The sequence below is a fragment of the Feifania hominis genome (assembly GCF_014384765.1).
Lineage (GTDB): Bacteria > Bacillota > Clostridia > Oscillospirales > Feifaniaceae > Feifania > Feifania hominis.
On sequence record NZ_JACRSP010000001.1, the window covers coordinates 1 to 20,381 of the forward strand.

Below are 20,381 nucleotides of genomic sequence, written 5' to 3' on the forward strand. Positions count from 1 at the left end.
GTGTAAGTGCAGTAATGTATTTAGCTGACCGGTACTAATAGGTCGAGGACTTGACCTTACTACGGTTTGATTTGTGAGTTCTGCCTCTTCTCTTTTCATTCAATTTTGAGGGTGTGAACCCTACAAACAGTTCATGCTTCGGTGTGAGCTCACAGCCGGTGTCAATGACGCTGAGGATCCACCCGTTCCCATACCGAACACGGTAGTTAAGCTCAGCAGTGCTGAAAATACTTGGTGGGAGACCGCCTGGGAAGATAGGTCGATGCCGGCACAGAGAGAACCATACAAACTGTATGGTTCTCTTTTTTTGTTCGCGGTTGACAAGGCACGCTCCGTTCGCTATGATAGTAACGTAGCGAAGACAGAGAGGAGAATGAAACTCATATGCGCAATTCCCGCTGAGTGTATGTCGATCCGCCGTATAGGGCCCGCAGGGGCTTTGTTTGCGTTGGATCAAGCGGGAGAGCAGCGAGTGTCATTCTTCTGGGGCAATCCGCGTCTGTGCAAATGCCGTGGGAGAAGAGGTGTTCTTTCCCGCGGCTATTTTTGCATTTGGAGGTGGATGAAATGTCCATGATTGCCATACGCGATTTGAGCTTTGCCTACGGCGGCGGGCTCGATGCGATTTTCACCCATGTGGACTTACAGCTTGACACCGATTGGCGGCTCGGGCTGATCGGCCGAAACGGCAGAGGAAAGACGACTCTGCTGCGGCTTCTAATGGGAGAGCTGCCCCATGAGGGCAGCATACACGCAAATGTCGGTTTTACCTATTTTCCCTTTGCGGTCGCCGATCCACAGAGGGATACGCTCTGCGTGCTGCGCGAGAGTATCGCGCCGTTCGATGCGATGGAGCGCGAGATGGAGCAGTGTCTCGCAGCGCTTGGTGAGGAGACCACAGAGCGCTATTTTGAGCTGCTTGAACGTTATCAGTTCCATGACGGATACCAGATTGACGGACGCATTGAGGCCGAGCTCTCGCAGATGGGAATGTCCACCGAGCTTCTCGGGCGCCCGTTTTCCACCCTGTCAAACGGGGAGCAGACACGGGCACTGCTGTGTGCGCTCTTTTTGCGCCGCGATCGATTTGTGCTGCTCGATGAGCCGACCAATCACCTCGACGAGCGCGGCCGCGAGCTGACGGCGCAGTATCTCGGCCGGAAAAAGGGATTTATTGTAGTCTCGCATGACCGGAGTTTTCTCGATCAGGTGGTCGACCATATTTTGTCCATTGACAAGTGCGGCATTACACTTGAGCAGGGAAACTACTCCTCCTGGAGGGAAAATGAGCGCCGCCGTGAGCAGCAGGCTCACATGCAGCTTGAGCGGGCGAGAGCAGAGCGCGAGCGGCTGGAGCTTGCCGCGCGCCGCGCGGCGGACTGGGCGGGAAAGACCGAGCAGGGAAAGTTTGCAGCACGCAATGCCGGCCTGCGCCCGGACCGCGGCTTTGTCGGACACCGGGCGGCAAAACTCATGAAGCGGGCCAAATCCATTGAGAGCCGCCGGGAGGAGGCCGCCGCGCAGAAAGCGGAGCTCATCCGCCAGCTCGAGAGCGCAGAGCCCATTGTGTTAAAGCCACTGCCGCCGGAGCGGGAAAAACTTGTGACGGCGGCAGATCTGACCATCCGCTATGCGCAGCGAAGTCTCTTTGAAAAGCTCCGCTTCTCCATTGGGCGGGGAGACCGGGTGGCGCTGACAGGGCCCAATGGCTGCGGCAAGTCGAGTGTGATCAAGCTTGTGATGGGGGAGCCCGTGCCGCACGAGGGAACCCTCTGGCGTCAGCCGGGGCTCATCGTCTCCTATGTGCCGCAGGACACCTCGTTTCTGCGGGGCAGTCTGCGGGACTTCACCACTGCGCAGCCAGTGAACGAAGCAGTCTTTCGTTCCATTCTCAGAAAACTCGGCTTTTCAAGAGCTCAGTTTGATGAGCCGATGGAATCCTACAGCGCCGGGCAGAGAAAAAAGGTGCTGCTCGCAGCGTCTCTTGCGTCACAGGCGCATCTCTATATCTGGGATGAACCGCTCAACTACATTGACATCGTCTCACGCGAACAGATTGAGCAGTTACTTTTACAGTATCGGCCCAGCATGCTCTTTGTCGAGCACGACCGCGCTTTTGTAGACAACGTGGCGACAGAGATCATCCGCCTGGGACGGCAGGAGGGAGAAGACAGATGAACGAAACACTACAGCTCATCCACAACCGCAGAAGCATTCGCAAATTCAGACCCGACCCGATCGAGGAGGAGAAGCTCGACGCCGTGGTGCAGGCCGGCCGGTATGCCCCGAGCGGAGGCAATCACCAGAACAGCCACTTCATTGTCGTGACAAACAGGGAGATTCACCGGGAACTCATCGCCCTTGTCGAGCAGGAGTTTGCAAAGATGCAGGTCGATGAAAACGCCTACCGGAATCTGAAAGTCTCGGTGTCGCTCGCCAGAAAGGGCGGCTATGACTTCATGTTCTCGGCGCCGGTGCTCATTGTGGTGGCAAACCGGCGCGACTATGCAAATTGCATGGCGGACAGCGCCTGTGCTCTCGAAAACATGATGATTGCCGCGGCATCGCTGGGGCTCGGCGCCTGTTGGGTCAACCAACTGCACTGGCTGACCGACAACCCTGTCATCCGCCGCAAGCTGGAGGAGTGCTCGCTCGGCGGTGATGAGGTGGTCTGCGGCAGCCTCGCACTCGGCTACCCGGACTACGAGCGGATTACTGAGCGGGAGCTCACGCCGCGCGAACGCATTGGAAACCGTGTGGACTATGTGAAATGACTTTCGGCAGCAAGACGCCCACGGTGGCTGCCATGACGGACACGGTGAGGCGAACGGAGGGCCGCTTTTGAGGAGGAGTATGCAAAAAGTCATTGTAATTGGGTGCCCGGGTGCGGGTAAGAGCACATTTGCAAGACGGCTGCGAGATACCACCGCACTGCCGCTGCACTATCTCGATATGCTCTGGCACAGGCCGGACCGTACAACCGTTTCCGCAGACGAATTCGACAGGCAGCTTGCCGGGATCGTCCGCGGGGACAGGTGGATCGTCGACGGGAATTATCTGCGGACGCTTGAAATGCGCTTGAGAGCATGCGATACGGTTTTTCTGCTGGACATTCCACTGGAGGACTGTCTTTTGGGTGCGGCGTCCCGCATCGGGAAAAAACGGGAGGACATGCCCTGGGTCGAGACGGCGTTCGACGGGGAATTCCGGCAGTGGATCTTGGACTTTTGTGAGGATCAGCTGCCGCGAATTTATGAGCTTTTGGAGGAGTATCGAAAGGGAAGAGAGATCATCGTATTCAAGTCAAGAGAGCAGGCCGACGCCTATCTGGCGACGGCATTCCTGTAAGAGGACGGCAGCAACCGCTGCCGTCCTCTTCTGTTTTGCCGTTGCACGGATGCAATGGCCCTGACGGAGCGGTGAGAGCCGACCGTATCACAACAGGGAAGCACATTTCTGCACCGCGGCATTGTCATTATTGAACAGATAACAAAGAGAAAATTGTCTTTATTGTACAAAAGAATAGAAACACTTAAAAAAAGATTGTAATACATAATGAAAATTTGTAATATGGTGTTGTAAACAAATTTGCGGAAAGGGAACAAGGGAGGAGAGGCTTATGTTATTCTCTGGCATTGCGCGCATTCGACTGATGGAAGAAATGACCCCTCTGGAGCGGCTGAACAACGTATCGTCGAAACTGAACCACAGCGGCATCTGGATCAAGCGCGACGACATGATGAGCATCGGCCTGGGCGGCAATAAAATCCGAAGTCTGGAATTCTGGCTCGGTGAAGCGGTGCAACAGGGCGCAGATACCATTCTGGCGGCCGGTATGCCGCCCTCCAATCTGTGCAGATTGACAGCGGCGGCCTGCGCCAAGCTCGGTCTTCGGTGCGTGCTGTTTCACAACGCCGAGCCGCAGACGGAGTTTCAGGGAAACCCGCTTCTCAACCATCTGATGGGGACGGAGATTGTCTACTGCGGTAAAATCTCCGAGCCGGAGAGACTCGAGCGCATGAAAGAGTATGCCGGCGAACTGTCCGCACAGGGGAGAAAGGCCTACATCGTCGGCGATCCTGTGGTGGGCGCTCTGGGCTATGTCAATTCGGCGCTGGAGCTCGTCCACCAGGCGGAGAGAAAAAACATCGATCTTCGCCACATCTTTCTGTGTGCCTCGGCCGGCCCCACCGAGGCGGGTCTGCTCTATGGGCTGATGCTGTTCGGAAAATCCTTTCACGTTCATTTTGTCAGTGTGGAATATGACCGCGATACTTTCTTCGGGCTGCTTGAGGAGATGGTAGAGGGCGTGGCTCAAAAGCTCGGGGTTCGGCCGGCCGGTACGATTCAGCAGTGCTGTACATTTTATGACGACTATATGGGAGAGGGATACGCCGTTCCCACAGCGGGATGCATCGACGCGGCAAAATGGATGGCCCGGCAGGAGGCGATCTTCCTCGAGACAACCTATAACGCAAAGACCTATGAGGGCCTGTTTGACCTGGTGCGCAAGGGGGTGATCCCGAGCGACGAGGCCGTCTGTATTTACCATACGGGTGGTACCCCGGTGCTGTTCAGTCAGAACAGACAGTTCTATTGACGCAAGAAAAGGGAGGGTGTTATTCAATGAGTGAGACAGCAAAGAAACAGAGCTTCTGGAAACAGTATCGATTTCCACTGATTCTCATCATCTCAATCATCATCGGCTGCATTGTCGGTATCATTATGGGCAAGGACGCAGTGATTCTGAAACCGCTGGGAACCATCTTTATGAATCTGCTCTTTGTCGTCGTGGTTCCGCTGGTTCTGATCAGTGTGACGAGCGCTATCGCCAATTTCGGCGACATGAAAAAGCTCGGCCGGCTGATTGCGACCATGTTCATTGTCTTCATCATCACATCCATCATCGCTTCGGTGTTCATGCTGGTGGTGTGTGTCATTTTCCCGCCGGCGCAGGGAATGGATGTCCAGTTGGAGGCACCGGGGGAGATCAATGAGTTCAATACAGCCGACCAGGTGGTCGCGGCCCTGACTGTCGACGATTTTTCGAAACTGCTGTCAAAGGAAAATCTTCTGCCACTGATCATATTCTCCATTCTTCTCGGCGTTGCCATTAACATGGTGGGCGAAAAGGGAAAGAAAGTGGCCTCGGCGCTTGATACACTGACCGAAGTCATGATGAAGCTGGTGCAGGTGGTCATGTACACGGCGCCGGTCGGCCTGCTGGCTTTCTTTGCGGCGCTCATCGGCGACTTTGGACCAAATCTCTTTGGCTCATACTTCCGCTGTGTGCTGGTGTATCATGTGGCGCTGATTATCTACGGCGGCATATTCCTGACATTCTATGCCTATGTGGGTGCTGGAAAGCTCGGTGTGTCCCGCTTCTGGAAATACAGTGTGACGCCCATTCTGACGGCATTCGGCACCCAGAGCAGTGTGGCCTCTCTGCCGGCCAATCTGGAGGCGGCGGAGAAAATCGGCATTCCGAAGAGAGTGCGCGATGTCGTCCTTTTGATCGGTGCGAGCGCGCATACGGAGGCCGCGTGCCTGTCCGGTATTCTGAAAATTGCGTTTCTGTTCGGTATTCTCGGTCTGCCTTTCAACTCCATCGGAACGTTTGGCTCGGCGCTGCTCGTGGCAATCCTCAGCGGCGTGGTCATGTGCGGCATCCCCGGCGGCGGCCTGATCGGCGAAATGCTCATTGTGAGCCTGTATGGATTCCCGCTTGAGGTATTCCCGCTCATCGTCACCATCGGCTGGCTGATCGATCCGGCGGCGACCGTTCTTGCGGTTATCGGCGACACCACCTGCGCCATGATCATCGCGAGATTCACTGAGGGGAAGAACTGGCTGATCGACCATGTCAAGGGCCTTAAGAAGACCTCTTCGGAAGAAGTTGTGGAAAAAGCCGAGGGTTGATCTCTGGCAAAACAAAAAAAGCGGCGTCAGCCGCTTTTTTGTTTTCCTGCAATAATCCTCCGACACATGCCGGCTGCTGCTTAAAACTTTGCAAGCCGCTCGAAGCCGGCGCTGTACTCGATGCTGCCGTCGGGGAGGACCCAAATGGCATACGCATCGGGCAGCGATTCGATCAGAGCCCTGCCGCGCTCGAGGGAAAGGTTGAACAGCGCCGTACTCAGAGCGTCCGCCTGGCCGGAGTCGGCATAGACGACGCTCACCGAGAGATAGTACTCGCTTGGCATGAGCGTGTCGGGGTCGATGATGTGATGGTACTGCCGGCCGTCGACGGTGTAGTAGCGCTGGTAGACGCCGCTTGTCACAACGGAGGTGTCGATGGCTTCGACAGAGCAGAGAAGTCCCTCGCCGTCCGGGTCCTGAATGCCGACCGACCACGGCTCGTCTCCCTTGGCGCCTATGGCGCGCACATTGCCGCCCACACTTAACAAAAGAGAAGTGATGCCTGCAGCGGAGAGCTCGTCCGCCACCCGCTCCACCGCATAGCCTTTGGCAATGGCGCCGACGTCGAGCTTGAGCCCGGGGTCGGCAAAGTAGACAGTGAGCGCCTGTTCGTCGAGGATGAGATCGTTGAGATCCGTGTGCTGTGCCGCCTCGCGCAGCAGCTCCATCGGGGGCAGCTCGGCGCTCTCGGGATCGTTGATTCCGGCATCCCGGTAGTCGTGCCAGACGGAGAGCACGCTGCCCATGGCGATGTTGACCCGGCCGTCGGTCTCAGCGTACATCTCTTTGGCCTCGACCAGCAGATCCATGATGCGCTTGTCGACTTGAACCGGCGCGAGCGCTGCGGTATCGTTGACAACCTTGAGGTTGGTCAGCCCCTCATAGGTGTTGTAGATGTCGTAGAGCTCATGGTAGACCTGCAGCGCATCGCGTACAGCCGCAGCCTGAGCGGTAAAATCCTCTTCGGTGTCGGCGTAGCCGACGACGGTTGTCAGCGTGTCGAAGAGCGAGAGAAACTGGGCCTGATAGCGCTCGGGCTGCTCTGTATTGGGCGCACAGCCGCCAAGGGACAGGGACAGACAGACCGCGAGCATAAAAGCCGCCAATTTACGGTGCATAGCGTCACCTCAAATCAAAAATGGAAAGGCCAAGGGCCTTTCCATTTTAGCATAAATCTTGAAAGAAAGCACTTATTTTGCCGCCTTTTCGACGATCTGGACAAAGGGGCTGACGGCAACTGTAACCGAGGAGACCAGATCGGTGTCGGCAGCCTTGCCCTGCTCGTCGACGGCGATGCCGGCAACCTCAGACGCAGTCTTGCCTACGACATACTGCGAGAAAGCCGCAGCCTGCTCGTTCCACTCCTTGCCGATGGAGGAGGCCTTGTGCATACCGTAGTTCTGGCCGAGCTCATTTTTCGTCTTGACCGGCTCGGCGAGATCGGTCTTGATCGCGCCGGTGGCGTCGATCTTTACCTTGGCCTGAAGCGCGTCGATGACGCAGCTTGTGATTTTGCCGTCTCGGTCAAGCGTCACGGCGGCAATGGTGGAGTCAGACTGCGCGGTGCCCTCCTTGTCCGCCGTGGCGGAGGTTGAGGAGGAGGCGCTGGTGATCACGGCGAGTCTGAGTGTGTCAGAACCTTGAGCGCTCGAGCCGGAGGCATTGGCGACTGCCTTTTCAATGGCCTCGAGGAAGCCGCCGACGCTCAGCGTGACCGAGGAGTTGAGATCCGTGTCAGTGGGCGCGCCTGCTTCGTTGACCGCGAGACCTTTGAGCTCGGCCACTGTCTTGCCAACGGCGTACTGCGCGAAAGCGTCGGCCTGCTCGCTCCACTCCTTGCCAATGGAGGAGGCCTTGTACATACCGTAGTTGCGGCCGAGTTCCTGCTTGGTCTGGAACTGCGCGTCGGCGCCGGTTGTGATGGCGCCCGAGGCGTCAAAGCCGATCTTGGCCTGAATGGCGTCGATGGTGCAGGCGACGATGCGGCCGTCCCGGTCGACTGTGACGGCTGCAATGGTCGCATCGGTCTGGGCTGTGCCGTCCTTGCCGTCAGCTGGTGCCTTGGAGCTCGACAGAGAGCTTACGACGCCGATGCCGGTTCTCAGATCGGTCGCGTCGGAAACGGGGCCGTCATCAACATCCGTACCGGGATTGTTGTCGACGCCGGGATCGACAGCGGAGCCGGAACCGCCGCGTGCCAGCTCCATGGCGAGCTTGACGCCGTTTTTGATGCCGTCGCTGGTGTAGGTGGCGCCTGAGACGCCGTCGACCTCATAGGCCTGGGCTTCCAATATGCGCTTGGGAACCTCGGCGAGAGCTTCGTCGGCGACACCTTCGGTCTCCTCCTGATGGGCAAAACGGATGTCGGTGATGCGATCTTCGCTGAACGTCACCTCGAGAGTCATCGCGTGCATGCCCTCGGTCTCGACCGTGTAGGTGCCGGGCGTGTAACCGCCCGAAGACCCATTGTCGCCTCGGCCCGGCCATGCGCCGGAAAAGTAGATCGACAGCACAAAGATTGCCGCAACAACGAGGAAGAGCACGGGGGCCAGAATGGCATGGATGTTCTTTTTCTTCTTCAACAGAGCTCCACTCCTTTAATCAAATACCATACAAAAATATTTAACCACAACGGGGGCAAAATGAAAATGTAGGAAACCGATGATTTGGTTTTCCAAAGCCGAGATTTAAATGGGAATTGAACAATCTGCCGAGCAATAGTATTATAATATCACACGCAGTTGTTTCAATAGACTAAAGTATACCATAAAAGTATACTAAATACAAGGGGGGAAATGAATGGATGCGAAGCGGCTGGAAGACGCGTTGCACTGGCACTGGGAGCAGGCGGTAAAAATCCTCGAGAAGTTTGACAGCCGACAGTCCGACGAGCCGGTTGGCGTTTTTCGCTACAGCGAGCTCAGCGACAATGAGACGCAGCTTTTTGTCTATATGATCCCGCCGGGAGGCAGCCCGCGCGAGCACGTGCAGGACTACTTTGAGCTTTTGTTTCCCTATCGGGGCGCTTGCACCGTTCGCATGGAGGGAAGAGAAATCCGCCTTGCAGACCATGATTTCTATCTCATCAGTCCGGGACTCATCCACGCAGTTGAGGTCGCGCACGAACAGGGCTGCGCCTTTTGCGTAGCGGGTAAAATCCCGGCGCTCTACAGTGCCCTTGCGCCTATTTTAACGGGAAATGAGCCGTTTCTGCGCTATCTGATGTCCTGTATATCGTCCCCCAATGTGGAGGATGTTATGCTGCTGAAAGGGTCGCTTTTCCCCTGTGCGCGAAATCTGGTCGAGATGCTCATTGTGGAGTCGGCGAAGAAAGCGTATCTCTATGAGCGTTTTACCGAGAGCGCAGTCTCGCTTTTGCTGACCATGTTTGCCCGTCAGCTCTACGAGTTTTTTCCGTCTGAGCGGGAGGGAATCCGCGGTCGGACGGGCGATATCATCAAGTATATGAAAGAGCATGCCGCGTCGACGACGCTCGCCGAGACGGCGCGGCGCTTCGGTTATCACCCGGACTATCTGTCGGCGGCGCTTCGCCGCGAGACCGGCAAAAATTTTGTCGAGCTGCTGCGCGGCTACCGTATGGAGCAGGCCGAGTGTCTGCTGCGCACCACCGATCTGCCCGCCGCCCGAATTGCCGCCGCCGTGGGCTACGGCCAGTACAGCGGCTTTTTCAAGGTGTTCAGGCAGCAGTACGGTGTGTCGCCGGGCGAGTACCGCAGCCAAATGAGAGAAAGAGAGTGAATGTATGTTTTTGGAGCATTTGATCGAACAGATTCTGCCGACGCTGATCGCCGCGATCGATCTGATCGGAATTTTGGTGGTCGTGGTCACTGTCGTGAGGGCCTTTGGGGCCTATCTTCACAATTTGTTTTCGCGCGAGCAGTACGACATCAAGCTGCGCCTGGCAGACGGTCTTGCGACCGGGCTTGAGTTTAAGATGGCGGCTGAAATACTCAAGACCGTGCTGGTGCGCGAGCTCAATGAGCTCTTCATCCTCGGCGCGGTCATCCTGCTGCGGGCGCTGCTGTCGCTGCTGATTCACTGGGAGATGAAAGGCGAGAGCGCCGCGGCGCACAGAGAGCAAAAGTTGTAGTTGAAAGTTTGATTGCAGTCCAGTATGATAATACTATTGAGTACGAACAACGGGGAGGTACGGGTGCCAAATGAGAAACATCTTAAAGCGCAGTGCGCTCGGCGCGGCAGTGCCGCATGAAAAGGGCACAGCTGCGTGCGAAACGCAGAAGCTGCCGCTGCCGGGCCGGCTGGTGCTGCCGATGGCGCAGCACATCGGCGCGCCCGCCGCAGTTGCGGTGGAAAAAGGCGACCGGGTGCTGGTGGGGTCGCTCGTCGGCAGGGCCGAGGGTTCTGTGTCGGCGAACATCCACTCGGGCGTGTCGGGCGAAGTCAGCGAGATCGGCGAGATCATGATGCCGAACGGCACGGTGGTTCCGGCCGTGACCATCATTCCCGACGGGGAGCAGCAGACAGATCCGTCCGTCAGGCCGCCCGAGGTGAACGACTACAAAAGCTTCGTCGAGGCAGTGCGTGCAAGCGGCCTGGTGGGCCTCGGCGGCGCAGGCTTTCCGACGGCGGTGAAACTCAGCCCGAAGAACCCGGACGAGGTGAAGATTCTCATCGTCAACGGCGCGGAGTGCGAGCCTTTTCTGACCGCGGATACCCGCGAGATGCTCGAGTGCACGGCGGATATCATCGCCGGCGTCAAGGCAGTCAAAAAGCATATGAATCTCGAGCGCGTGATCATCGCCGTCGAGCGAAACAAACCTGAGGCCATTGCGGCAATGCGCGCGGCAATCGACGATGCGGCAATCTCGCTCAAGGTGCTGCCGAGCCGCTATCCGCAGGGAGCGGAGAAGATTCTCATCGAGAAGTGCACGGGCCGCGAAGTGCCGCAGGGCGGGCTGCCCGGCGATGTGGGCGTGCTCGTGATGAACGTGGCGAGCGCGGGCTTTCTCGGGCGCTATCTCGAGACCGGCATGCCGCTTGTGACCAGACGCCTGACGGTAGACGGCGACGCGGTGGAGCACCCGAAGAACGTCGAGGCCGTTGTGGGTACGCCAGTCGAAGAAGTGCTCGCTTTCTGCGGGCTGCGCGAGCGGCCGGCAAAGGTGATGGCGGGCGGCCCCATGATGGGCACCTGCCTTGTCTCGACCGATTTTCCCATCATCAAACAGAACAACGGCATCCTCGCTTTCACCGAGGCGTCGGCGCACCTGCCCGAGCCGAAGCCCTGCATCCGCTGCGGGCGGTGCATCAACGGCTGCCCGATGGGGCTCTCGCCGGTGGAGATCGCCTCGGCGTTCAGCGCCGAGAACATCGACGCACTCGCCGAGCTCAAGACCGACCTCTGCATGGAGTGCGGCACCTGTACCTATGTGTGTCCGGCCAAACGGCCGGTGACCCAGACGGTGCGCCTTGCAAAGGATCTTCTGCGAAAGGGAGGAAAGAAGAATGGATGACAGCCGTCTGATTGTCTCAGCCTCGCCCCACATCACAAGCGATGTGACGACGAGGCGGCTCATGGGCAATGTCTGTGTGGCGCTGCTGCCGACGCTCCTCGCCTCGGCTCTGATCTTCGGACCGAGGGTTCTGCTGGTCGTCGGCGTGACGGTCTTCGCCTGTGTGGTATTTGAGTATCTCTACTGTGTTATGATGAAGAAGGACATTCCGGTCGGCGACCTCTCGGCCGTCGTGACGGGACTTCTTCTCGCGTACAACCTGCCTGCCACCATACCGCTGTGGATGGCGATTGTCGGCGCCTTTGTGGCGATTGTTATCGCAAAGCAGCTCTTCGGCGGCATCGGGTTCAACTTTGCAAACCCGGCCATTGTCGGGCGCATTGTGCTCTCGCTGAGCTTTGCCACCCGCATGACGAGCTACATCTACCCGAGAACCTCGGTGGACGCGCTCTCGTCGGCGACGCCTCTGCAGGTGGATTTTGGCGCAGACGTGCCCTACTGGGAGCTCTTTCTCGGCACCCACGGCGGCGTTCTCGGCGAGACCTGCGCGCTGACGCTGCTGCTCGGCGGGCTCTATCTGATCGCCACAAAGGTCATAAGCCCCATGATCCCAGCGAGCTACATCGGCACGGTCGTGATCATGAGCCTGATCTTCAAACAGGATATTCTCTATCAGCTGCTCTCGGGCGGGCTGCTGCTCGGTGCTTTCTTCATGGCGACCGACTATGTCACATCGCCTTTCACCGAGCGCGGCAAGCTCGTCTACGGTATCGGCCTGGGCATCATCACCTGCGGCATCCGCTTCTTTGGGACGAGCGCGGAGGGTGTTTCCTATGCGATTTTGCTGATGAATATCCTCGTGCCCTACATCAATGTGCTGACACGGCAGAAAGTGCTCGGCGCGAAGAGACGCGTGCGAAAAACGGCAGGAGGTGCGGCAAAATGAGTGAAAAGAAACCTGCTACCACATGGAGCCGCATCGTCAAGCCCATTGTGGTGCTGACTGTGATCTGTCTTCTGACCTCGTTTGCGCTCGCGCTGACAAACGATCTGACAAAAGACATCATCGACGAAAAGCAGAACGCCGCGGCCTTTGCCGCACGGCGTGAGCTTCTGCCCGAGGCGGACGGATTCGACAAGGTGGAGCTCACCATGGACGGCGTGCGCGACGTGTATGTGGCCACAAATGGGGTTGGAACGGTCATCACCGGCGTGGAGAAAGGCTATGACGGGGACGTGCCCATCATGGTGGCCTTTGACAACGACGGCGTCATTCTCAGAATTGCCGTCTTGGAAAACGGCGAGACGATGGGCATCGGCAAGCAGATCGAGGAGGAGTCCTATAAGGAGCGTTTCGTCGGGCTCAGAGCCGACAGCTACCAGCCCTCTGACGTCGACATCATCAGCAACGCCACCTTTTCAAGCAACGCCGCGACCGGCGCGGTGGCGCATGCTGCCCAGGCATTTCTCGCCGTGAAAGGGGGCGCGTAACCGATGAGAGAGAAACTGTCCATTGTCACAAAGGGATTCATCAAGGAGAATCCCGTGCTGCGCCTTGTGCTCGGCACCTGTCCGACCCTCGCCATCACGACTCTCGCTTCAAATGGCATCGGCATGGGGCTCGCGGCGACCTTTGTGCTCATCTGCTCCAACATGGCGATTTCGGCGCTGCGCAAGGTCATTCCCGACCAGGTGCGCATCCCGGCCTATATCACGGTGATCGCGGGGTTTGTCAGCATCGTTCAGATGCTTGTCAAGGCGTTCTTCCCGGCACTTGACCAGTCGCTCGGCATCTATCTGCCGCTGATTGTGGTCAACTGCATCATCCTCGGCCGCGCCGAGATGTTCGCCTCGAAAAACGGGGTGTTTGCCTCGGCGCTCGACGGCCTCGGCATGGGCATCGGCTTTACGCTCACGCTGACCGTCATGGGCTCGATTCGTGAGCTGCTCGGCGCGGGCACGCTCTTCGGGCTTCGCATCATCCCCGAGGCAATTGACCCGATCGGCATTCTCATCACCCCGCCCGGAGGCTTCTTTGTCTTCGGCTGCATGATGGCGGCTGCAATCGCCATCAGCTCAAAGGGCGGCAAAAAGGTGAAGATCAACTCCTGCGGCGGATGCCCCGCCGGCGATTCCTGCCCGTCGAAAGGAGCGTGTGACTGATGGCTGTAAGACTTGCCATGATCTTCTTTTCGATGATTCTGGTTGACAACTATGTACTCGCGAAATTCCTCGGCATCTGTCCGTTTCTCGGCGTGTCAAAGAAGCTTGACTCCGCCGTCGGCATGAGCGTTGCGGTCACCTTTGTCATGGTGCTCGCAACCGCCGTCACCCATCCGCTTTACACCTATCTGCTCGTGCCGAACCAGCTCGAGTATCTCAACACCATTGCGTTCATTCTGGTCATCGCCATTCTGGTGCAGCTGGTGGAGACCATTCTCAAGAAGTTCATCCCGGCGCTCTACAAGTCGCTCGGTGTCTATCTGCCGCTGATCACCACCAACTGCGCGATTCTCGGCGTGACGCTGCTCAACATCGACAACGGCTACAACTTCGCCGAGAGCATTGTGTGCGCGGCAGGCGCGGGCATCGGGTTTTTGGTGGCCATGGTGCTCTTCTCGGGCGTGCGCCGCCGGCTGGAGGACGCGAAGCCGCCCAAGCCCTTTGAGGGGCTGCCCATCACGCTGGTTGCGGCGAGCATGGTCTCCATGTCGTTTATGGGCTTCGGCGGCATCATCGAAGCAATCTTCAAATAGGGGGGACGCACAGTGAGTGGAATAATTATCGCGGTTCTGATCATCACGGGCATCGGCGTCCTCGGAGCGATCATTCTGGTGGCGGCTTCGGTCTTCTTTCACGTGGAGGAGGACACCCGCGTGACCGAGATCACCGGCATCCTTCCGGGCGCCAACTGCGGCGCCTGCGGCTATGCCGGCTGCGCGGACTATGCCAAGGCCATCGTCACGGCGGGAGCGCCGGTCAACAAGTGCATCCCCGGCGGCAAAAAGACCGCCGACGCGGTGGGCGCCGTCATGGGCGTCCAGTCGGGCAAGGTGGAGCAGCCCAAGGCCTTTGTAGCCTGCCAGGGCAGCTATGACAACACCTCCGACAAGTACAAGTATGAGGGCATCAGCTCCTGTAAGGCGTGCAACGCCCTCTACAGCGGACCGACGCTCTGCCGCTACGGCTGCCTCGGCTACGGCGACTGCACGAGGGTGTGCAAGTTCGACGCCATCCGCGTGGTCAACGGCGTCGCGAAAGTCGACCGCGAGAAGTGCACAGGCTGCGGCGCCTGCGCAAAGGTCTGCCCGGACGGCATCATCCATATGATTCCCGAAAACGAGAAGCCGGTGGTCATGTGCGCCAACAAGGACAAGGGCGCCGTCACCCGCAAGAACTGCTCGCACGGGTGCATCGGCTGCAAGAAGTGCGAGAAGCTCTGCCCGAACGGAGCCATCACGGTGACGGACAACGTCGCGTTCATCGATATGGAGAAGTGCGACGGCTGCCTCAAGTGCATGGAGGGCTGTCCGGTCAAGGCGATCAATGTGCCGCCGAAGACCTGTGACTTTCAGTAGGACATGAAGCTCAAAATCAAGCTCGCCGACATTCTCATCATTGTGGCAGTGCTCTCGCTTGCGGGGGCACTGTTTTTCCTGCCCCGGCTCTGGCAGCGCCCGGGCGGCGAGGCTGTGGTGGAGGTCGGCGGCGAGGTCGTCGAGCGCATTGCGCTCGATGGACCGGACGGGGAGATCGAGGTCTCGGCGGGAGAGCTGCACTTTGTTCTGGAGAGGCGCGGCGGCGCCGTCGCCATGCGCGAGATCGACTGTCCCGACCGGGTCTGTATGCGCACGGGATTTGTCCGTGATACGGGCGAGAGCATCGTCTGCCTGCCGAATCGCGTGATTGTGCGCGTAGAGGGAGCGCGAGTGGGGGAGGTCGACATTGTTGCAGGATAACCGCAGGGCATTTGGTGGCTTCACGCCCGTGCGCCGGCTCGTCACAACGGCGCTTCTCATCTCCATGGCGCTTGTGCTCGCGTGGCTCGAGCGGCTGCTCCCGGCGGAGCTGGTCGCGCCGATTCCGGGCATCAAACTGGGTCTGCCGAACATCATCACGCTCTTTGCGCTGTACCATACCGATATGCGCACGGCGCTCACGGTCGTTTTTGGGCGCACACTTCTCGCGGCGCTGCTGTTCGGCAACCCCGCGAGCTTTGCGTTCTCGCTGATGGGGGGGCTGTTCGCTCTCGCCGCAATGGCGGCGCTGCGCCGCGGGTATGGCAGTGTGTTTACGCCGCTCGGTGTGAGCGTGCTGGGCGCGGCCTTTCACAACATCGGTCAGATCTGCGCGGCGGCGGCCGTCATGCGCACCGCAGGGGTGTTCTCCTACCTCGCGGTGCTGCTGGTCAGCGCGGTGCCGACCGGACTTCTGACGGGGCTCGTATTTGAACTGGTAAACGAGAGGCTCTCAAAAATCGTGCTGTTTGGCCGATGAGAGGCGCACGGGTTTCCGCGCGCCTTTTTTGAAACCTTTTGCGATGCTGCGGCGTATTACCGATGAAAGGGGTGAAGAACATGCGTGACGAATCGTGGCGTACGAACGATATCGAAAACGCGGTCAGAAAATATGCCGATATGGTGTACCGTATCGCGCTTGCCCGCACACGCAGTGAATCCGATGCACAGGATGTGTTTCAGGAGGTCTTTCTGCGCTACTGCAGGCACCGCGACAAATTGACCGACGAGACCCATGAGCGCGCTTGGCTTGCGCGGGTGACAATCAACTGCTCAAAGAGCCTGCTGCGCTCGGCGTGGAACCGGAGAACCGTGCCGCTCGACGAGAGTCTGCCCTTCTGCGAACCGGAGGCGAGCGGAGTCTACGAGGCGGTCATGGCGCTGCCGGTGAAGTACCGCACAGTTGTCCACCTGCACTACGGCGAGGGCTTTACGCTCAGTGAGATCGCGCAGACGCTTCACACCAACGAAAATACCGTAAAAACCCGGCTGCGCCGCGCCCGCGAGCAGCTGCGCACGACCCTGAAAGGAGAGAGGGACGATGTTTGAAGAGTACCGCAGAGCGGCCGAGAAGATTCACGCGCCGCAATCGCTCGTTCAGACTGTCATACAGAACACAGAGAAGAAAAGAAACAAACCGCGCGCCTGGCGCTATGGAGCGGCGCTTGCCGCCGTGGCGCTGGTGCTCACCGTGTCCATTCTGCTCTGGCAGAGCGCGCCGGTGGCCTATGCCATCGCCGAGCCGGAGTACCCCGGACGAGTGAAATTCGACGACTATGAGGCCTCGCGGGAGAAGTGGTCCATCGAGCTTGACGAGGAGTTTCTTAATAACCTCGGCGGCTTTTCCTACCGGTCGGCGGGCGTGCTCGCCGACGCGGGGGAGAAAAATGCCATGTATTCGCCGCTGAGCTTCTATATGGCCCTCGCCGTGCTCGCACAGAGCGCTTCGGACGAGACACAGCAGGAAATTGTCGCGGCGCTCGGCATGCGGAGCATCGACCAGATCGAATCGCAGACCGCAAAGCTCTACCGCAGGCTCTACACCGACAATGAGATCGGCCAGCTCAAAATAGCAAGCTCGCTCTGGTTTGCAGAGGGTCTGAATGTCAAAGAGGCGTTTCTGGAGCAGACCGCCCGGAATTACTACGCCGGCTCCTACCGGGCGGACTTCTCAAGCGGCGAGGCCGCGCAGCGCATGGCAAAGTGGGTGTCGGACAACACCGGCGGCCTGCTCGGCGGCGACCCTGCGGCGCTTCAGAGCGACCCGATGACGCTGATGAGCATTTTGAACACCGTCTACTTCCACGACGAGTGGGTCGACCGCTTCAACGCCGACAGGACGGCTGAGGACACCTTTTATCTCGCCGACGGCAGCACGGTGCGCTGCGACTTTCTCAACAGCCGCTATTCGAGCCACGGCTACGCGCACGGCGACGGCTACACCCGCTCGAGCCTCTCCTTTAAAAACGGCTCAAGGATGGTGTTTGTGCTGCCCCACGAGGGCGTCACGCCCGAGAGCATTCTAAGCGACCCCGACCGCCTGCGCGCCGCCCTCACAGGCGAGGGAGCGCAGGAGAGCGGCGGAATGGGCGAGGTAGTTTTCCAGATTCCGAAGTTTGACTTTTCCACCGATCTCGACCTCACAGCGCTCGCGCGTGAGCTCGGCATCGAGCGCGCCTTTTCGGCGGACGCCGAGTTTGACAATCTCCTGGACGGCCCGCAATTGCTCGAGTATCCGCTGTCAGTCGGTTCCATGCGGCAGCAGACCTCAATTGCGATCGATGAGAACGGCTGCGAGGCGGCGGCGTTCACCCGCATCGACTATACGGGTGCGGCCATGCCCGAGGGACGGGCCGACATGATCTTAAATCGGCCGTTTCTCTTTGCCGTCACGGGAATTGACGATGTGCCGCTCTTCATCGGCGTGGTCAACAACCCTATTTTGCAATAGGAACAAGAAATACGCCGCGGCAGATTATCTGCCGCGGCGTATTTCTTGTTTGGAATCTATCCGGCTGAATGCATTCAAGATGCCGGCCCAACCGGCTGAGCCGACGGTTCGCGAAGACTCTCATAAGCCGCGGTACGCCCCGGACCTGAGCGGTAAAAGAGCATCGACATCAAGGCGGCAACGGACCAGCCGATCGGCCACGCGCTCCAGATCCCCACTGTACCCCAGACGGTGGACAGGGCGGCGGCCAGCACCACCCGAAGGGCCAGATCAGTAAATGTTGCAGCCATAAAGGGCTTCATCTTTCCCGCCCCGCGCAGAATACCGTCGGCCACAAGCTTTGCGGACACAACAAAGTAAAATGGCGCAAGCATACGAAGAAACTCGATCCCGGCCCGAACGGCTGTCCCGGTGGGATTGTCTAGAAAGAGCCTCAGCAGCTGACGCCCGCCAAAGAAATAGCCGGCAGCCAGTGGAACACAGAGCAGCCAGACCATTTTGAGCCCGGCGGAAAAGCCCTGCTTCACCCGCTCGGGCTTCTGCGCGCCGATGTTCTGGGCGGTGAAATTTGAAATGCCGTTTCCGAGCGTGGTAAAGGAAGTGATCACCAGATTGTTGAGTTTTACCGCCGCGCAGTAACCGGCCATAACACTCGGCCCAAATCCGTTGATGACACCCTGAATGACGATGTTGCCCACCGAGATGAAGCTCTGCTGCAGCGTGCTTGGAATGGCAATGAGAGCGATTCTCTTTAAGAGGCCCCAGGAGTAGACCGGCACAGGCTCGGGTGTGACAATGCGGGCCAGACGCCGGAAGATGACCCATACCGCCAGAACACAGCTGACCCCCTGACAGAGGAACGTTGCCCAGGCGACGCCGTCGACTCCCATGTGAAATGCCGTGACAAAGAGAATGTCAACGGCAATATTGGACAGCGAAGACGCCGCCAGAAACAGAAAGGGGGTACGCGAATCGCCGAGCGCCGAAAAAATACCGGTTGAAACATTGTAGAAAAACATAAAGGGAAGACCGAGAATGTAGATGTTCAAGTAGAGCTTTGAATCAGCCATGACTTCGGCCGGTGTCCGAATCAGCTCAAGCAGGCCGCCGCTGAAAAGCAGCCTGCCGGCCATGAGAGCCGCACAGAGTACGGCGCTTGCAAGCAGGGTGGTGTAGACCGCCGTCTTCATCTGTGTGTAGCGCCTTGCTCCAAAGAGCTGCGAGACGATCACCGAACAGCCGATGTTACAGCCAAAGGCAAACGCGATAAAAATCAGCGTGACCTCATAGCTGTTTCCAACTGCGGCCAGAGCATTTTCGCCGATGAATTTGCCCGCCACCAAACTGTCGGCAATGTTGTACAGCTGCTGAAAGACAATGCTGCCGAACAGGGGCAGACAAAACTTCCACAGGACGGTTTCGGGTCTTCCTACGGTCAGGTCTCTGTTCATCTTCTCATACCTCTCTCACAGGGGTTGTTTTTGGCACTGTCCTGTATTATACTCGGCATATTGAGAGATGAAAAATATATAGTTAATATATTAATTATATAAATTTAGTATGATGAGGGGTAACAATGCCGGTCAACTTTGAATACTACCGTATTTTTTACCATGTGGCAAAGTATAAGAATCTGACCCAGGCGGCTGCGGCGCTGATGAGCAGCCAGCCCAATATTACGCGCGTGATCAACATTCTCGAGAGGGAACTCGGCTGCCGGCTGTTCATCCGTTCCAACCGCGGAGTCCGTCTGACTGCGGAGGGGGAGCAGCTCTACAGCCGCGTTGCGGCAGCCTGCGAGCAGCTTCAGCTCGGCGAGGCCGAGCTGGCACAGAGTATGAGTCTGGAGAGCGGAACGGTACGCATCGGTGCGAGTGAGACCGCTCTGCACGGACTGCTGCTCGGCGTGCTGCGGGAGTTTCACGAGCAGTATCCCAACGTGAGATTGAAAATCAACAATTACTCAACCCCTCAGGCGCTCAATGCTCTGCGAAGCGGCCAGATTGACTTTGCAGTGGTCACAACGCCGACAGGGGCCGCAGAGGGTATGAGACAGATTTCCCTGAAGCCCTTTCAGGACAGCCTGATTGCGGGAGAGAAGTTTGCCGCTCTGTCGGGGAGAACGCTCCATCTGTCGGAGCTCTCGCAATACCCGTTGATCATGCTCGCGCAGGATACGGGCACCTTTGCCTTTTACAATCGGTTCTATCTGGACCACGGAGTGGTCCTGGAGCCGGATATGGAGGCGGCCACATCGGATTTGATTCTGCCGATGATCCGCAACAACCTCGGCATCGGATTTCTGCCGCGCGAGTTTGCAACACGCGCGCTGGCCGAGGGGGAGGTCTTTGAGCTTAAGCTCTATGAGCGGATCCCGCAGAGGTCGATCTGCCTGGTTCTCGACACCCACCGGGCAATTGGCGCCGCAGGCCGCCGCCTGCAGGAGATGTTGAGCGCCGCCCGCGCCTGATGAAAACAAAAGCGGCGGCAGAATGCCGC

Annotated in this window: 21 protein-coding genes and 1 rRNA gene; 19 read left to right on the forward strand and 3 right to left on the reverse strand. The window is 58.4% G+C overall.

The window, feature by feature from the left end; translation table 11 throughout:
* The first annotated feature begins 154 nt into the window (after window positions 1-154).
* The 6 genes from rrf to H8695_RS00030 all read left to right on the forward strand — a co-directional run bounded on the left by rrf (window position 155) and on the right by H8695_RS00030 (window position 5,919).
* Window positions 155-271 (forward strand): 5S ribosomal RNA (gene rrf / locus H8695_RS00005).
* 287 nt (window positions 272-558) lie between these two features.
* Window positions 559-2,178 carry a ribosomal protection-like ABC-F family protein gene (gene abc-f, locus H8695_RS00010; RefSeq protein WP_249299489.1) on the forward strand — a complete coding sequence of 540 codons (1,620 nt, stop codon included), beginning with the start codon at window positions 559-561 and terminating at the stop codon, window positions 2,176-2,178.
* Window positions 2,175-2,774: a nitroreductase family protein gene (locus tag H8695_RS00015; RefSeq protein WP_249298691.1), complete on the forward strand. Its 600-nt coding sequence runs from the start codon at window positions 2,175-2,177 to the stop codon at window positions 2,772-2,774. The genes abc-f and H8695_RS00015 overlap by 4 nt, the downstream gene beginning before the upstream one ends.
* Window positions 2,775-2,853: 79 nt before the next feature.
* Window positions 2,854-3,348, forward strand: a complete 495-nt coding sequence (locus tag H8695_RS00020) for a P-loop NTPase family protein (RefSeq protein WP_249298692.1) — start codon at window positions 2,854-2,856, stop codon at window positions 3,346-3,348.
* Window positions 3,349-3,619: 271 nt separating this feature from the next.
* Window positions 3,620-4,600: a pyridoxal-phosphate dependent enzyme gene (locus tag H8695_RS00025; protein WP_249298693.1), complete on the forward strand. Its 981-nt coding sequence runs from the start codon at window positions 3,620-3,622 to the stop codon at window positions 4,598-4,600.
* A 26-nt stretch (window positions 4,601-4,626) separates the two neighbouring features.
* Window positions 4,627-5,919: a dicarboxylate/amino acid:cation symporter gene (locus tag H8695_RS00030; RefSeq protein ID WP_249298694.1), complete on the forward strand. Its 1,293-nt coding sequence runs from the start codon at window positions 4,627-4,629 to the stop codon at window positions 5,917-5,919.
* Between the two features lie 80 nt (window positions 5,920-5,999).
* Here the strand turns inward: H8695_RS00030 and H8695_RS00035 are convergent, their stop codons facing one another.
* Entirely contained in the window at window positions 6,000-7,037 is a 1,038-nt protein-coding gene (locus tag H8695_RS00035) for an FAD:protein FMN transferase (RefSeq protein ID WP_249298695.1), read from the reverse strand.
* 72 nt (window positions 7,038-7,109) lie between these two features.
* On the reverse strand, window positions 7,110-8,501 hold the full coding sequence (locus tag H8695_RS00040) for an FMN-binding protein (RefSeq protein ID WP_249298697.1): 1,392 nt from the start codon (window positions 8,499-8,501) through the stop codon (window positions 7,110-7,112).
* A gap of 217 nt (window positions 8,502-8,718) precedes the next feature.
* Between H8695_RS00040 and H8695_RS00045 the strand changes: the two genes are divergently transcribed.
* The 12 genes from H8695_RS00045 to H8695_RS00100 all read left to right on the forward strand — a co-directional run bounded on the left by H8695_RS00045 (window position 8,719) and on the right by H8695_RS00100 (window position 17,882).
* A complete protein-coding gene (locus H8695_RS00045; RefSeq protein WP_249298698.1) occupies window positions 8,719-9,678 on the forward strand; it encodes a helix-turn-helix transcriptional regulator in 960 nt (319 codons plus the stop codon).
* 4 nt (window positions 9,679-9,682) lie between these two features.
* Window positions 9,683-10,030, forward strand: coding sequence for a DUF1622 domain-containing protein (locus H8695_RS00050; RefSeq protein ID WP_249298699.1), 348 nt, complete (start codon window positions 9,683-9,685; stop codon window positions 10,028-10,030).
* Between the two features lie 70 nt (window positions 10,031-10,100).
* Window positions 10,101-11,414 (forward strand): electron transport complex subunit RsxC, encoded by a 1,314-nt coding sequence (gene rsxC / locus H8695_RS00055; RefSeq protein WP_249298700.1) that lies wholly within the window; start codon window positions 10,101-10,103, stop codon window positions 11,412-11,414.
* Window positions 11,407-12,360 carry an RnfABCDGE type electron transport complex subunit D gene (locus H8695_RS00060; protein WP_249298701.1) on the forward strand — a complete coding sequence of 318 codons (954 nt, stop codon included), beginning with the start codon at window positions 11,407-11,409 and terminating at the stop codon, window positions 12,358-12,360. The genes rsxC and H8695_RS00060 overlap by 8 nt, the downstream gene beginning before the upstream one ends.
* Window positions 12,357-12,905, forward strand: a complete 549-nt coding sequence (locus H8695_RS00065) for an RnfABCDGE type electron transport complex subunit G (RefSeq protein ID WP_249298702.1) — start codon at window positions 12,357-12,359, stop codon at window positions 12,903-12,905. The genes H8695_RS00060 and H8695_RS00065 overlap by 4 nt, the downstream gene beginning before the upstream one ends.
* A gap of 3 nt (window positions 12,906-12,908) precedes the next feature.
* Complete coding sequence (gene rsxE, locus H8695_RS00070) at window positions 12,909-13,577, forward strand: electron transport complex subunit RsxE (protein WP_249298703.1); 669 nt, start codon at window positions 12,909-12,911, stop codon at window positions 13,575-13,577.
* On the forward strand, window positions 13,577-14,170 hold the full coding sequence (locus H8695_RS00075; RefSeq protein WP_249298705.1) for an electron transport complex protein RnfA: 594 nt from the start codon (window positions 13,577-13,579) through the stop codon (window positions 14,168-14,170). Before rsxE ends, H8695_RS00075 begins: the two co-directional genes overlap by 1 nt.
* A 12-nt stretch (window positions 14,171-14,182) precedes the next feature.
* Window positions 14,183-14,992 carry an RnfABCDGE type electron transport complex subunit B gene (locus tag H8695_RS00080; protein WP_249298707.1) on the forward strand — a complete coding sequence of 270 codons (810 nt, stop codon included), beginning with the start codon at window positions 14,183-14,185 and terminating at the stop codon, window positions 14,990-14,992.
* Window positions 14,993-14,995: 3 nt separating this feature from the next.
* Entirely contained in the window at window positions 14,996-15,373 is a 378-nt protein-coding gene (locus H8695_RS00085) for a NusG domain II-containing protein (RefSeq protein ID WP_249298709.1), read from the forward strand.
* On the forward strand, window positions 15,360-15,911 hold the full coding sequence (locus tag H8695_RS00090; protein WP_249298711.1) for a Gx transporter family protein: 552 nt from the start codon (window positions 15,360-15,362) through the stop codon (window positions 15,909-15,911). The genes H8695_RS00085 and H8695_RS00090 overlap by 14 nt, the downstream gene beginning before the upstream one ends.
* A 62-nt stretch (window positions 15,912-15,973) precedes the next feature.
* Complete coding sequence (locus tag H8695_RS00095; RefSeq protein WP_249298713.1) at window positions 15,974-16,480, forward strand: RNA polymerase sigma factor; 507 nt, start codon at window positions 15,974-15,976, stop codon at window positions 16,478-16,480.
* A complete protein-coding gene (locus H8695_RS00100; protein WP_249298714.1) occupies window positions 16,473-17,882 on the forward strand; it encodes a serpin family protein in 1,410 nt (469 codons plus the stop codon). Before H8695_RS00095 ends, H8695_RS00100 begins: the two co-directional genes overlap by 8 nt.
* A gap of 74 nt (window positions 17,883-17,956) precedes the next feature.
* Here H8695_RS00100 and H8695_RS00105 read toward each other — a convergent pair whose 3' ends face one another.
* Window positions 17,957-19,333: an MATE family efflux transporter gene (locus H8695_RS00105; protein WP_249298715.1), complete on the reverse strand. Its 1,377-nt coding sequence runs from the start codon at window positions 19,331-19,333 to the stop codon at window positions 17,957-17,959.
* Window positions 19,334-19,458: 125 nt separating this feature from the next.
* Here H8695_RS00105 and H8695_RS00110 point away from each other — a divergent pair, with 125 nt between their 5' ends.
* The gene (locus tag H8695_RS00110; RefSeq protein ID WP_249298719.1) at window positions 19,459-20,352 is read left to right on the forward strand and encodes a LysR family transcriptional regulator; all 894 of its coding nucleotides are present in this window, start codon (window positions 19,459-19,461) and stop codon (window positions 20,350-20,352) included.
* Window positions 20,353-20,381: the final 29 nt, after the last annotated feature.

Bases quoted from the DNA above. Each gene is read 5' to 3' on its own strand.
- H8695_RS00085 (WP_249298709.1), top strand. From the start codon at position 14,996: ATGAAGCTCAAAATCAAGCTCGCCGACATTCTCATCATTGTGGCAGTG.
- H8695_RS00065 (WP_249298702.1), top strand. From the start codon at position 12,357: ATGAGTGAAAAGAAACCTGCTACCACATGGAGCCGCATCGTCAAGCCC.
- H8695_RS00050 (WP_249298699.1), top strand. From the start codon at position 9,683: ATGTTTTTGGAGCATTTGATCGAACAGATTCTGCCGACGCTGATCGCC.
- H8695_RS00110 (WP_249298719.1), top strand. From the start codon at position 19,459: ATGCCGGTCAACTTTGAATACTACCGTATTTTTTACCATGTGGCAAAG.
- H8695_RS00105 (WP_249298715.1), bottom strand. From the start codon at position 19,333: ATGAACAGAGACCTGACCGTAGGAAGACCCGAAACCGTCCTGTGGAAG.
- H8695_RS00030 (WP_249298694.1), top strand. From the start codon at position 4,627: ATGAGTGAGACAGCAAAGAAACAGAGCTTCTGGAAACAGTATCGATTT.
- H8695_RS00060 (WP_249298701.1), top strand. From the start codon at position 11,407: ATGGATGACAGCCGTCTGATTGTCTCAGCCTCGCCCCACATCACAAGC.
- rsxC (WP_249298700.1), top strand. From the start codon at position 10,101: ATGAGAAACATCTTAAAGCGCAGTGCGCTCGGCGCGGCAGTGCCGCAT.
- H8695_RS00100 (WP_249298714.1), top strand. From the start codon at position 16,473: ATGTTTGAAGAGTACCGCAGAGCGGCCGAGAAGATTCACGCGCCGCAA.
- H8695_RS00035 (WP_249298695.1), bottom strand. From the start codon at position 7,037: ATGCACCGTAAATTGGCGGCTTTTATGCTCGCGGTCTGTCTGTCCCTG.
- rsxE (WP_249298703.1), top strand. From the start codon at position 12,909: ATGAGAGAGAAACTGTCCATTGTCACAAAGGGATTCATCAAGGAGAAT.
- H8695_RS00025 (WP_249298693.1), top strand. From the start codon at position 3,620: ATGTTATTCTCTGGCATTGCGCGCATTCGACTGATGGAAGAAATGACC.
- H8695_RS00075 (WP_249298705.1), top strand. From the start codon at position 13,577: ATGGCTGTAAGACTTGCCATGATCTTCTTTTCGATGATTCTGGTTGAC.
- H8695_RS00045 (WP_249298698.1), top strand. From the start codon at position 8,719: ATGGATGCGAAGCGGCTGGAAGACGCGTTGCACTGGCACTGGGAGCAG.
- H8695_RS00015 (WP_249298691.1), top strand. From the start codon at position 2,175: ATGAACGAAACACTACAGCTCATCCACAACCGCAGAAGCATTCGCAAA.
- H8695_RS00020 (WP_249298692.1), top strand. From the start codon at position 2,854: ATGCAAAAAGTCATTGTAATTGGGTGCCCGGGTGCGGGTAAGAGCACA.
- H8695_RS00095 (WP_249298713.1), top strand. From the start codon at position 15,974: ATGAAAGGGGTGAAGAACATGCGTGACGAATCGTGGCGTACGAACGAT.